The 12,362-nt window shown below is 67.9% G+C and carries 10 protein-coding genes and 1 pseudogene; 7 read left to right on the forward strand and 4 right to left on the reverse strand.

Going from position 1 to position 12,362, the window contains the following annotated elements:
* Positions 1-8: 8 nt before the first annotated feature.
* Positions 9-611: pseudogene (locus HUT06_RS21355) on the reverse strand (L-serine ammonia-lyase); the annotation flags it as partial.
* A 719-nt stretch (positions 612-1,330) separates the two neighbouring features.
* Here HUT06_RS21355 and HUT06_RS21360 point away from each other — a divergent pair.
* Complete coding sequence (locus HUT06_RS21360; protein ID WP_176197356.1) at positions 1,331-2,041, forward strand: hypothetical protein; 711 nt, start codon at positions 1,331-1,333, stop codon at positions 2,039-2,041.
* 927 nt (positions 2,042-2,968) lie between these two features.
* On the opposite strand, the gene HUT06_RS21365 is transcribed toward HUT06_RS21360, so the two are convergent.
* Together HUT06_RS21365 and HUT06_RS21370 are read right to left on the reverse strand one after the other, a co-directional pair.
* Entirely contained in the window at positions 2,969-3,472 is a 504-nt protein-coding gene (locus HUT06_RS21365; protein ID WP_176197357.1) for a hypothetical protein, read from the reverse strand.
* A 4-nt stretch (positions 3,473-3,476) separates the two neighbouring features.
* Complete coding sequence (locus HUT06_RS21370) at positions 3,477-4,337, reverse strand: NucA/NucB deoxyribonuclease domain-containing protein (protein WP_217711375.1); 861 nt, start codon at positions 4,335-4,337, stop codon at positions 3,477-3,479.
* A 1,150-nt stretch (positions 4,338-5,487) separates the two neighbouring features.
* Here HUT06_RS21370 and HUT06_RS43915 point away from each other — a divergent pair.
* The 6 genes from HUT06_RS43915 (at position 5,488) to HUT06_RS21395 (ending at position 10,558) form a co-directional block, all read left to right on the forward strand.
* Complete coding sequence (locus tag HUT06_RS43915; RefSeq protein ID WP_217711376.1) at positions 5,488-5,853, forward strand: M20/M25/M40 family metallo-hydrolase; 366 nt, start codon at positions 5,488-5,490, stop codon at positions 5,851-5,853.
* 42 nt (positions 5,854-5,895) lie between these two features.
* Positions 5,896-6,432: a peptidase dimerization domain-containing protein gene (locus tag HUT06_RS43920; RefSeq protein ID WP_217711377.1), complete on the forward strand. Its 537-nt coding sequence runs from the start codon at positions 5,896-5,898 to the stop codon at positions 6,430-6,432.
* Positions 6,433-7,586: 1,154 nt separating this feature from the next.
* Positions 7,587-8,090, forward strand: a complete 504-nt coding sequence (locus tag HUT06_RS21380) for a peptidase inhibitor family I36 protein (RefSeq protein ID WP_176197358.1) — start codon at positions 7,587-7,589, stop codon at positions 8,088-8,090.
* A 10-nt stretch (positions 8,091-8,100) separates the two neighbouring features.
* Complete coding sequence (locus HUT06_RS21385) at positions 8,101-9,513, forward strand: hypothetical protein (RefSeq protein WP_176197359.1); 1,413 nt, start codon at positions 8,101-8,103, stop codon at positions 9,511-9,513.
* 176 nt (positions 9,514-9,689) lie between these two features.
* Positions 9,690-10,121 (forward strand): hypothetical protein, encoded by a 432-nt coding sequence (locus HUT06_RS21390; RefSeq protein WP_176197360.1) that lies wholly within the window; start codon positions 9,690-9,692, stop codon positions 10,119-10,121.
* Positions 10,122-10,342: 221 nt separating this feature from the next.
* Positions 10,343-10,558 carry a hypothetical protein gene (locus tag HUT06_RS21395; RefSeq protein WP_176193786.1) on the forward strand — a complete coding sequence of 72 codons (216 nt, stop codon included), beginning with the start codon at positions 10,343-10,345 and terminating at the stop codon, positions 10,556-10,558.
* Positions 10,559-10,923: 365 nt separating this feature from the next.
* On the opposite strand, the gene HUT06_RS21400 is transcribed toward HUT06_RS21395, so the two are convergent.
* On the reverse strand, positions 10,924-12,354 hold the full coding sequence (locus HUT06_RS21400; protein WP_176197361.1) for a hypothetical protein: 1,431 nt from the start codon (positions 12,352-12,354) through the stop codon (positions 10,924-10,926).
* Between the last annotated feature and the right edge of the window lie 8 nt (positions 12,355-12,362).

Consider the following 12,362-nt stretch of genomic DNA (forward strand, 5'->3'; position numbering starts at 1 on the left):
CATGGGCCTCAGCACTCGATCACGTTGACGGCGAGGCCGCCGCGTGCGGTCTCCTTGTACTTGACCTTCATGTCCCGGCCGGTGTTGCACATGGTCTTGATCGCCTTGTCGAGGCTGACCTTGTGGCTGCCGTCGCCGGCCAGGGCGAGTCGCGCCGCATTGATCGCCTTGACGCTGGCGACGGCGTTGCGCTCGATGCAGGGGATCTGGACCAGGCCGCCGACCGGGTCGCAAGTGAGGCCCAGGTTGTGCTCGATGCCGACCTCGGCGGCGTTCTCGGCTTGCGCGGGGGTTCCGCCGAGGACCTCACAGAGCGCACCGGCCGCCATGGAGCAGGCCGAACCGACCTCGCCCTGACAGCCGGCCTCGGCCCCGGAGATGGAGGCGTTCTCCTTGAACAGGATGCCGATCGCGCCGGCGGTCAGCAGGAAGCGCGTGATGGCGTCGTCATTGGCTCCGGGCACGAACCGGGCGTAGTAGTGCAGTACGGCGGGCACGATGCCCGCCGCCCCGTTGGTCGGAGCGGTCACGATACGGCCGCCGGAGGCGTTCTCCTCGTTGACGGCCAAGGCGAACAGGTTCACCCAGTCCATGACCTGTAGCGGGTCCTGGCCGTCGATGTCCGCGCTTTCGCGCGAGTGGGGCGCGCCCGGGTTGTCTCCGGGCGCGCCCCGTGCCGTCAGGTTCGGCGGCCTGCACACTTCATCGTGCATTTGATCTCTACTTTGGCGGGGTCGCAGTCCGTGAAGTACTGGTTGCCGGGGTCGACCCAGTAGGGGGCGTATCGAGCATGCGGAAGGCGGGTGCGAACCGCAAACCGAACCCGCTCATGGCACCGCTGTTGATCCTGGTGGACATCGACGACCGGCCGCAGATGGTCGGCCATTTCGGCGGGTCGTAGCGGGTGTCGTCTATGAACCGCTCGGCCCCGCTCTTGAACGCCGCCACTGTCTGGGTGCACACCGAGCCGCCCAGGTTCGGGTCGCCCGGGTTGAGGCCGCCTTCGGCGGCCAGGAATCGCGCGAGTCTCCACACGAGTCACGGCTCACCGGAACCTCTACGGGCGCGGCGGGTTCAGAAACAAGGGCCGTGGAGCGTCCGCTCTCGGCCAACCACGAACCGCCTATAGTTCGTGGTCGCCGTCAGCGACCGGGTAAAGCGGCTGGGCCGGTCCGATCTGAGATCCCGTACTTCCGAACCGGGCGGAGCACTGCCGTGTCGAAACGGACCTCGTCGCCGGTCCTCCCTCGATAAACCAGCGACCCGCACTATGTGGCCGATTGCGGACGGGTGACGCAGGTCGGTCAGCTTTCTCCCTATAACTGGGCTTATGACCTCGAAAGAACGCTATGCGGCCGAGTCGCTGGTTCGGGAGGCGGAACGCGAGTTCAACAAGGCGCGCCGCGATGTGCGGTCGGCGGCTCGCACGTACGAAAGGTGCCGCGACAAGGCGCCCCGCAGCAGCTGGTCAATCCAGGCTCGCGGGAAGTGGAACCTCGGTGTGATCGACTGGATCGCCAAGGCCGTCACATTGGAAGAAGCGCTGGAAAAAGCGCTGCTCCTTGACCGTGACGCCGGCCTCATACCCGCAGCGTCCACCAAGAGCGAGGGCGACCTGTCGTCCGCTGGTTCCCTGGAGGAAGATTTCGACGGGGACATGCCGCAGCCCCTCGGCGTCGTCATCGATGAACTCGACCAGCCGCTGAGGAAGAGGATCAACAGGTCCGAAGACGGCTTCAAAGCGGCCAGCGAGAAGTTACGGGAGGCGAGGACTCTCGCCGACCGCGCCTATGCCGCGTACCGGCAGAGCCGGGCCGTCGCGCCAGAGGAGCAGGTGAGGCGATTACGAGAAGAGTGGAGGTCGGCGTTGGTCCGGTGGTCGGAGGCGTTGCGCGCCAGAGAGATCGCCAGAGAGGAGAGCCTTGCCGCCCTGCGTCGGACCAGACCGCCCCAGTCCATCCGCCCCGACCAAGCAGGCCAAGACCCCGGCTTCACGGGCAATACGAAGGAGTACGACCCTGACGAAGATCTCCTGTTCTGACCGGCGAACCTGATACCTCAAGCCCGCCGGACCGGCCGTCACACCATCCTGGTCCCGCACCTGCCGCACGCACCGGTCCCTGACCACAAGCGTGCCCCTGACCAGCGCCCGGACCGGGCCGTGGTGTGTGATGCGGGTCAGCGAACCATGCCTTCGGCAAACTCGAAGACCGCCCTGTCCTCCTCTTCGGCCGCGTCGTCGCCAAGACGATCCGCGACGGGATGGTCTGCGCCAACCTCTGATTAGCTGGGGAGAACGACTTCGGTGCTGAGCGCGGGAGCAGCGACTCATCTACCCATCTATTCCGGGCGTGCCTTGGGGAGTGGGCGTGACCGTTTTCCCCACACGAGCTGGTCGTAGGCGTCCTCTGTGCAACGACCGCTCGCTCGGCTGCGCATGGGAGCGGCGCATCAGCAATCGAGCTGCTTGAAGTGGCGGAACCTGGGACGATCACTCTGTGTTAGTCCGGCCTCTTCCCGGTGTCTCGCCGGATGACCTGCTGGACACGATCGAGCGCGGGCGGGCTCGCGTCCGCGAACCTGTCCACCGCCGATTACCCGCGGGGGCCGGGTCGGTGGCAGGAGCAGTTGGACACCCACCGGACACATCAGGCCGCCCGCAGCCTGGGCCGCCAGCGCCCACGACGCCGACACATCACCACAAACCGGGCCCGAGGGCCGGGACGCTCTGCTGCGCGTCTTCCCCTTCGCTCCCTGCGGTCACAGGAGACTGGCCTCCGTAACGACGAAGACCCCGGAGCTTGCCTGTTCCGGGGTCGTTTCGTCACTGTGGGGCTACGACTTTCGTCCGTACCCCCACCGGTCACGGGCGCCCGACGCTCGTTGGATCGCGGCGCGCGCAGCACGGAGGCAGGGGACGCTCCACCAGATCGATGGAGCGTCCCCTGCTTGTGTCCTTGTGTCGGGTTCAGGTGTGGGATCGGTTGTCGGTGCCGACGTTGTCGGTGAGTTTGAGTGTGGTCTCGGCGGTGGGTGGGGCCGGCCAGATCTGGATCTTGTGGTGTTCGACGATTGTGTCGCCTTCGTCGGCGTCGATGTATTCGGCGTCGTGGCCGGCGTCGCGGCCGCGGGCGTGGACCCGGAAGCGGTAGGTGCCGGGGGCCGGCAGGCGGAGTTCGGTGACGGAGATGCCGACCGGGGCCGACAGTTCGACGGTGGTGCCGGTGATGTCGGCGCTGACCTCGACGGCGTCGTCCCAGTCGTCGAGGTCTGGTGGTGGTGCGTGGTCGGTGACCTCGATCTCGACACCGATGTCGCCGGAGTCGGTGCCGGTCATGACGACCATGCGTCCGGGCGAGACCCAGACCAGGCCGTTGCCGCCGGTGAACGGTATGGCGCCGGGGTCCCATGCGGCCCACTCCAGCCAGTACTGGTGGTAGCCGACGCTGACCCGCAGGTTCGAAGCCGTCATCGGGTCAGACTGACACGTAGAACGCGTCGCCGTTCAGGACGCGCTGGGTGTTGTGCGAAGAGGTGATGTAGCCGGCCTGCTTGTTCTGCTCGCTGCTGGGAACCCAGGCGGTTCCGCGGTCCTTCTTGCCGAGTTTGGTGCCGCCCTCACGAGTACTGGCGAAGGGATACTCGTCGCAACTGACGCCGGGCCGCGGCGGCGGGCCGACGACCTTGCGGCCGCAAACCGCGCGCCGGTTCTTGTCCTGCTGCTTTTTGTCGGTGAGGCGGTGCAGCGGGTGGCCGGACCCGGGGCGGCCGTAATGGCCGGGGCCGCGGGTCTGGATACGGCGGATATTGGCGGCGATGTGCGGGAGCTTCCTCATCGCGGTCATGGTGGGCGCGAAGCGCGGGATGACGCACCCGGGCCGCTGGGTCTTGATGGTGTCGTCGCAGCGGTACCCGATCGACTTCCAGGAGACGGCACCGGGGGTGTAGCCGGGCTTGGTGAAGGTGAGGGCGTACCGGCTGGCGGTGGAGTGAACCTTGCCGGGGCGGACGCCATCGGTGTAGGTGATCCTGCCCTTGATCGTGGCGCCCTTGCGCAGCACCTGACCCTTGGGCACGCCGCTCCTTGTCTTGCAGCCGCCGCCGCAGGAGACGGCCAGGGTTTCGCGGACACCGCCGGCCCGGCCGTGTACGCCGGTGGTCGTGAGCGCGAAGCTCTCCCGGAACGAGCGGGACTTGGTGCTGAACACGATGGCCTGGGTGATCTGGCCGGTCAGAAATCCGACGGGCCGGCGGTTGCGCAGCACGTTCACCCGGAAGGTGATGCTCTGGCAGACCTGCGTGCGGTTGTAGCGGTTGCAGGCCGCCGCCGCGTTCACCCCGCCGGCGGCGGCCGCCCGCGGGCGGGCAGGGGAGAGGACGACCTGGAGTTGCTCGCCGGGGTCAGGTGCGGCGTTGGCCATGGCCCCGGTGCCGGGGACCGCTACGATCGCGGCCGCGCCGGCCGCAAGAATTGTCCCGATTCGCTGGCGTTTCAAAGTAACCTCCGTGACCTGGAGAACAAGGCAAGGTGAAATTTAATCGGTGCTGCCGCTTCGGGCCATCGTGGAAATCCCGTACCCGTTCCACGCTTTTTCGGGTTCGCGTTGATGGCATCCCTGTCGGCGATTGAATGGGCGGATCCGCTTTGCCGGAGAATGGACGACAAGGTGCAATATTATTGCTTTCATGGACCATTTCATGCCACATGGTGCCGATTGTGAATTCATTGTGGTCTGCGATGGTGATGGCGTGGCCACGGGGGAGTGGCAGTCGGTTTCTGCGCGGGCTGGGCACGGAACGCGGATAAGCGGTGCTGGCTCGCCCGGCGGCGTGGACGCGAAGATGGCACCGGGCCGAAGGTCTGGTGTACTGCCGAGTTTGCGGCACGTTCTACCGCTGTTCAGAGTGCCGATTGGGCTGTTGAGGGCGAGGCGCGGCACTGAGCGGCGCGTAGGTGATCGCTCACCGGGGGGGGCGGTGGAATCGTGTATTGAGCCCCCGAACGTGCGGACGGCGCCCGGGCCGGCCAGCCCCCGGAAGGACTGCTGAGGTCGCTGAGGCGCGATGCAGATGCCTAAAGGCCGCTACCCCGTCCACAGGATGTCGATGATGCGCAACGTCTCAGCATCGTCGCCGACCAGCAGCGTGAGCCAGCCGAGGCCCACGCAGGCGACCACGCCGCCACCCAAGCCCGGCGGGCGATCGACGCCGCCTTCGACGCCCTCGCCGCCACGCCCGGCTCATGCAGGCCACCGAACTGGTGCTGCTGGATGGACGAGGCCCAGGCGCACGCCCGGGTCCGCACCACCTGCCCAACGGTCTGCGTCACCAAGACTCGTGGTACCTCCGGGAAGGCGCCCAGCGCAACGTACCGCTGGCCTCACCTACCTGCACCAGGACCGGCGGAGCTCGACCAGGCCCTCACGTATGGCGGCCGCGGGCTGGACGCGTTGGCGGGCGAGGTCGACTCGACCCGATGCATCGGCCTTGGACACCAGGGCAGGCAACGAGAAGCCTGCCGCCGAACTCCTCGCGGCCCTTCTCGGCGAAGCGGGCTTCGCGGTGCGCATCAAGGAGCATCATCGCAAGCGGGCCAACCTCATTGCCCGCATCGGCACTGGAAGGCCTCTCACCCTCACCGGCCACCTCGACACCGTCCCTGCCGACGCCACCGGATGGTCCTTCGACCCATTGAGCCGCGATATCCGTGGCGACCTGCTGCTCGGCCGCGGCAGCACCGATATGAAGGCCGGTCTGGCCTGCATCGTCGCTGCCGCAACCGAGCACGCCTCCCGCTTCGCCGGCACAGCACACAACTGGTCCTCACCTTCGGTGAGGAGACAGGCTGCCTAGGCGCCGCTGAACTCAACGACCTGGCCCCCCAGCCCCGTCCTGATGGTCGCCGACCCCACCGGCAACCAGGTCCTCCTGGGGCACAAGGGCGCGCCCTGGCTCCGCCTGACCGCGCAAGGCCGCAGTGCCCATGGGTCACGACCCGATCTTGGGATCAACGCACTGGCAAGACTCGCCGACGCCGCCGTACGCATCCACGGATACAACGACTGGCCCCACAGCGAGACCCACGGTGCGGCCACCGTCAACGTCGGGGTCTTCCGCGCCGGAACCCAGCCCAACCTCGTCCCTGACCACGCCGAACTGGACATCAGGACCGTTCCAGGCTTCACCTCGCACCAAGCGATATCAGCGATTCGACAACTCGCCGGCCCCGACATCGACGTCGACGCGGTTCTCGACCTCTCCAGCGTCGCCACCGACCCCGACGACAGCCTCGTCCACACCCTCGCCGAGGCCCTCCGGCCAGCTGACTCCGGCCAGAGCGCACAGTACGCCACATACTTCACCGACGCGTCGGTTCTCACCGCGAAACTGGGCTCACCCGCAGTGATCCTCTACGGGCCGGGCGACCCGTAGCAAGCCCACACCGTCGACGAGTCCTGTTCCGTCCCCGCCACCATCGAAGCGACGGAATCGACACCGAGGCTCCTGGCGGCCTGGCACCAACGGTCAGATACAACCAGCCCGGACAACCCTTCCCCCTGAGGCTGGCACGTGACGCGGCGATCCTCAGCGTCAGGGGAGACGCGTGAGGACAACGCCGCTGTGCGCGTGCCAAGCGATGGCGTGAGGGTGGCTCAGCAGGTCCGGGTGGTGCCCCTCGCCGTTCTTCCCTCCGGCCCCCCGGCTAACGGCAGTGTCGTGCTGGCTCAGTGCCTACCGATGCCGCCGGACCAGGTCGACAGGACGGCGATGCGCACAAGGTACCGTTAGGTCCCGCATCGGCCGTTGCTGCTATGGCCCGTGAGCTCGGCTGTGCGGGCGATGCACCCGCCCGCAGGGCCTGGGGCGCGGTTCAGAGCGCCACTCACTACGGGCCGACATGCAGACAACGGGCCGTGCGGGGATGGGGCGTCTCCGGCGGCCGTGCCCGGTCGGGCGGCTGTGTCCTGTCGCCCTGGCACGCTAGCGTCCCTCAGGCGGCAGCCCTGAGCCAGCACCGTCAGCGAACGCTGGGCCCCATCCGCAGCGTGGTCGTTTGGGAACGATGAACGCGCCCCGGGCGGTTCCCGAGGTACTCCCGGCCCGCAACCGGCTGGCCTGGATGTTGCGGCCAAGTCGGACGCGGCCTCGCAGCACGATGAGCCCAGGTACCCCGCCCGGACGCGCGGCTGACACGCCGCCCGCCGCCGCGTGCTGCGACCGTCACGGCTTCGGAGCAAGATCGGTGCCCGTGACCTGCTTCGTCAGTCGCGGGCGCCCCATGAGCAGCGCGGCCGCGACCTGGTCGTCGAAGTACTTGCGGTACAGCAACACAGAGGTCCCGTCGCCGGAGGCCGCCATGGAGGGCGAGCGCCCCGCCGACAAGGGGCCGGCGGCGAGTTGGCCTGACGACGTGTGCACCCATCCCGGGGTTTACAGCCGATGGTGACCACATATTACCAGCCCTGGTAGTCGCTCAGTGTTTCTTCTATCACCCTCAATATTCTCGACACGCCCATCGCGTTGTATTACGGTCTTGGTCGCACCCCGCGGTTAGTGCATTCGTTCAAGTCGTCGAAAGGACGTGCATGAGAACCGACCGCGCATTGACTGTCGCTTGTATGGCCCTCGGGACGCTAATGGCTGGCACGGCCTTGGCCAGCTCCGCGTCGGCCGCACCTGGCACGTCGGTGCAAGACCAGGTCAATGACCAAATCACACGCTTCGGCGGCACGCAGACCGGCCCAACGGAAGTCACCTATGGCAACGGAGCCGCCAAGGTCGTCTTCCAGAAGAACGTCGCCGGAACACCAAACTGCCCAAGCGGCTGGTACTGCTTCTACCAGCAGAAGAACTGGGAGGATCGGCGTCTGCAGTTCCAGGACTGCGGCGGCACTCAGTCCCTCGAAGATTACGGATTCAAGAACCAGGCAACCTCCTGGCACAACAACTCCACGAACAAAGTGACCGTCTACGATCGCGATACCGACCCGTGGACAACGCTGTGGGGCATGACAGCGAGCTCCAGCTCCTCCTTCGTCGGCGCCTCCGCCGATAACAGAGCCGACCTGTTCTACACCGAGTGTGGCTGAGGAGGCACTCGTGACCCGCTCCCGCTTCACCCGCGCACTCGCAGCGATCGGCACGGCCGCCGCACTCGCGGTGGCCACCGGTAGCCTCACCGCCCCCGCCCTGGCCGCGCCGCTCGACCCGGCACAAGGCTGGTCCACACTGAAGCTGGAAGGCTGGTCGACGCTCCCCAAGACCGTCAAGCCCGGCACGGACCTCAAGCAGTACGCCACACAATCAGCCGAGGCAACCAAGCGCAACGCCACCAGCAACGATCCCGCCAACCCAGCCGCGGACCCGACGCCGATGCCGGTCGACACCCGACCTGGCGCCAAGCAGTTCGCCCCCAATTACGACTACTACACCCTCGACACCTGCCGAGCACTGCAGGGCGGCAACATCGACTTCCAGAAGTTCAAGAATCACTTCGCCTACTGCTACGTCGGCACCGGCTCCATCACCGATTGGGGCCGCGACAAAGACGGCAACATCATCACACTGGGCGTCGACACCTTCCGGCTCACCATTACCGGCGAGGGTATCACCGGTGACCAGAAGATGAAGTTCTGGGCGGCCGTCGACAACTGGACGTCCCACCCCCGGGCGTGGAACGACTACCGGTTCCAGTTGGACATCTTCTGCTTCGCACTACCGCGGGCCGACTGCCGGCCAAACAGCAGGTGGGAATCCCATCCGCGCAAGGAGTGGAAGTCCACCTACAACAACAAGCCGTTGACCTGGACATTCGATACCTCAAACGCGATCGGCGGCGGCGACGGAAAGCACAACGACAAGGACGCCGTCTCCTACTATGAGGCGTCCCCGTCAATCAACCTGCCCGACGGGCTGCGGCCGACAAACAAGAACGGGTACAAAGTACCGTTCCGATGTGACCGAGCCAACTACGTCTACGTCGGCGGCGGATCAACCAAGAAGCCTTACGGCTGCATCTACCACGAAGTACCCGCCACGTTCGCCCTGTCGCGCACCAAGAACGCCAACATCTCTGAGGTGATCCAGCACATCGACGATGCGCAGTCCGGCCAAGGCTCCAAGACCAAGCCACCTGCGGTCGGGGTGATCATTCCCGGCGGGAAGAATTCCGGACAGCAACTCTCACGCAACTACTACCAGACACACGCTGTCGCAGGTAACGGCAGCCTAGAGGACAAGTCCCGGGCACAGGTGGTGAGGATCTGCTCCGACCCGCAGTACTACACCCAGCCCTACACCGTCGGACCGAACGGCGAGGCCAGGGACTGTGACGAGTATCCGATGGCCGCCACCTACCAGAACGCGGCCACCATCGGTTCAACGGGCCGGTGGTATTCGGCCAGACCCCTGAGCCGCAGCCAGAACCGCAGCGCAGGAAACGCCTACAAGAACTGGATGAGGAACGACCACATTCTGGACAGCGACTGGTTCTGGGTACGCATCGACCCGTGATCGGCTGAACCGCCGAGCGGACAACGGGCCCGCTCCGCTTCCTAGCGAAGCGGAGCGGTCCTCGTTATGCTCCGACCGATATGAGGCCCGCACCGTTCAGCATCACGGTCCGTCTCCCAGTCAGCTTCGGCTCCTACTTCCTCGCCGAGGAGGAAAGCCCTCTGGGAGACCATGGAGTGGAACGGATCTTCGACACCAACACCCTCGCTACCGTCACTGGTGAGGGTCACGCCGCCTTCATGGCCGGAACACACACCGGAGACATCACCCTCACACTCACTGCTTCCGACAGCGAACCACCCCTCAATCTCAGCGACTGGGACATCGTGGTCGACCTCACCTACCTCAGTCCGCGGGGAGCAGCAGTGATCACCAACTCTGAAGGCGAGGAACTTCTTGACCTGCGCGGCCGCAGCCCCATGCGGGGAGTGCCCGGCAAATACAGGATTCGCGCGCACGCGCGAGGCCGCAACGTCGGCCACCTCACCGAAGGACAGTTCCGAAGCGACCAAGAACCGCCCGAACACCATCTCATCTGTGTATGGCCCGCCCCGCACGGCGATGAGGGGGAGACGGTGCACCAGACCGACTCGTTCGGAGACAGATGAGGCCCATAACGAGGCCGGTAAGGCTGGACTACGAAACGAAGCCGTGCGCGGCTGATCTTGCTGCTCGAAGCGCACCGGAACGCGCGTCCTGGCCGCGGCTGCAGAGCGTCCGCTCGCCGGGTCCGCCATGACGAGAGCCATGGCGGACCCGGCGAACTGACCGCGGAGGAGCCCGCCCCGCCCTCGGGTCGCTCGGCTGCGGGCTGTCCACCGGCGTCGTCATGCTGGACGTGCTGCGCGCCGTCCAGGGCATCGGCGGCGCGTTCGCCTTCGCCCCCGCCATGGCGATCATCGCGGCGCATGACACGGCCCCGCCCGCACGAGTGGGCCAACCCGACTGCGGCCTGAAGATCCGCGCCTACCCCGAGACCGAGGCGGCCCTGCGCAACCTGGTCACCGCCGCACGGCGGGTCCGAAGGCACACCACCCCAGGCTGAACCGCGATGCGGCGCACGGCTCCCGCCCGCCCCAAGCGCGGAGCGTGCGCCGCCGCCCCGCCCACATCGAGATGGCCGGACCCGCTCAGGCTGCTCCGACGCTCCCGAGCGCCTACGAGCGGGGTCGTGCGGGTCGCGCAACACTACGAAACGGCACCGCGCCCTCGCGCCGAGCACCTGGTCGTCGGCCACCACACCCCACCAGGCCGCCCAGTCCAGCGCCCCCGGTGTCGGCCGCCCGCTGCCTGACCCCGTCCTCGCCCACGCGGGACACGCGCCTCACGTTACTCATACGCGTCGATCGCTTCATCCGCCGTGCGGTTTGCGCCCCCGGGCGGGCACCTGCACCTGAGTGAGCCGGGATGTCATCGGTTCTGCTGAGCGTCAGGGGTCTGGGCGTCGGAGTCGGCCGGTTCTGGGGTGGTGGGGTGCGTGGCCACGGCCAGCAGGGCGCGGGCGAGGTCGACGGCGGCGTCGGGGGTGAACCTTTCACCCACTCCGGCCAGGCACAGGCGCCCGGCAGCGGCGGTGACGGTCGCGGTGCCGGTGCGCACGCCCGGCGTGCCAGTGGCGTCGCCGATGTCGCCGACCGTGGGCAGGGTCAGCGCGGCGCGCAGCCGGTCCGTTTCGGCGCGTGCCTGGTCGGCGCGGTCGGTCGCGCGGTCGGCGCGGGTGCTCGCCTCGTCGGCGCGCCGGGCGTCCTGCTCGGCGCGCGACATGGCGGCGTCGGCGCGTTCTTCGGCGCGTTCGGCGCGGGTTTCCGCGCGGGCGGTGGCCGCGGTGGCGGCGGTGAGCACATCTTCGGCGGTGGTGGCGCGTTGTTCGGCGGCCGCAGTACGGCTCCGCTCGGTTTCCAGCTTGTGGCGGGTGTCGTCCAGGTCGGTCCTGGTGGTCCGCAGCGTGGTGCGCAGCCGGTCCAGCTCGAGTTCGGCGGCGGTCAGCTGGTCGGCGAGGTCGCGGTGGGCGTTCTCCGCCGCGATGCGGGCCTGATGCGCGTGCTCGGCTTGGCGGGTCGCGTCGGCGGCTTGCTGTTGGGCGGCTGTGGCGCTGGTCTCGGCGTGGCCACGGGCGCGGGCGTGCTCGGCGACCCGTTGCTCGGCGTCGCGTACGGCCTGATCGGCGCGGCTTTCGGCCTCGTCGGCGCGCTGTTTGGCGGCAGCGATGGCCTGCTCGGCCTCGGTCAGCGCGGTGGCGATGCGTTGCTCTGCGAGTGCTTTGGCTTCGCGGATGCGGCGGCGGGCATCTGCCTCCACCACGGTGTTGCGCTCGGTGAGCGTGTCGATCTGGGCCTCCAGGGCCGCGCGCTCGTCGAGTTCGTCAAGCAGCGCCTGGTGCCGGGCGGCGTGGTCGATCAGTAGCTGGCCCAGGTCGGCCAAGGCGGGCGTGGCCCGGGTCTCCACCTGGTCGTGTGAGCGCAGCACCGCGGCGACGCGGCGGCCGGTCGCGCCGCGGCGGGCATTGTTGTGCTTGCTGCGGCACCTCTTGTCGGGGTCGGGGCAGTACTGCAGCCGACGGCCGCCGCCGGGCAGCGGTGCCGGCAGCGGGTCGTCGCAGTGCACACACCGGCCGTAGGGAGCGTCCGTGCCGTGCGCGGTGTCCTGGCCGGTGTCGCCGTCCGCGCTGGTGCCCGCGTTCGCAGGTCGCCGGGCGCCCGAGGCGGCGTCGGCGCCGGGTGTGGCAGCGGCGAGCGGAACCGGGGAGGGCGGGGAGCCGGCATCGGGCGGCGGCCCGGCAGCGGTGCGCCCGTCGGCGGTGGTCTCGAGCTCGTCCTCGTGCTCAGCGTCTTGGTCGGTCACGCCCCGAC

This window comes from Actinomadura sp. NAK00032 (assembly GCF_013364275.1).
Taxonomy (GTDB): domain Bacteria; phylum Actinomycetota; class Actinomycetes; order Streptosporangiales; family Streptosporangiaceae; genus Spirillospora.

What these genes read in the sequence shown, in the direction of transcription:
- HUT06_RS21360 (WP_176197356.1), top strand. Translation starts at nt 1,331, where the DNA reads ATGACCTCGAAAGAACGCTATGCGGCCGAGTCGCTGGTTCGGGAGGCG.
- HUT06_RS21365 (WP_176197357.1), bottom strand. Translation starts at nt 3,472, where the DNA reads ATGACGGCTTCGAACCTGCGGGTCAGCGTCGGCTACCACCAGTACTGG.
- HUT06_RS43920 (WP_217711377.1), top strand. Translation starts at nt 5,896, where the DNA reads ATGGTCGCCGACCCCACCGGCAACCAGGTCCTCCTGGGGCACAAGGGC.
- HUT06_RS21380 (WP_176197358.1), top strand. Translation starts at nt 7,587, where the DNA reads ATGAGAACCGACCGCGCATTGACTGTCGCTTGTATGGCCCTCGGGACG.
- HUT06_RS21395 (WP_176193786.1), top strand. Translation starts at nt 10,343, where the DNA reads ATGCTGGACGTGCTGCGCGCCGTCCAGGGCATCGGCGGCGCGTTCGCC.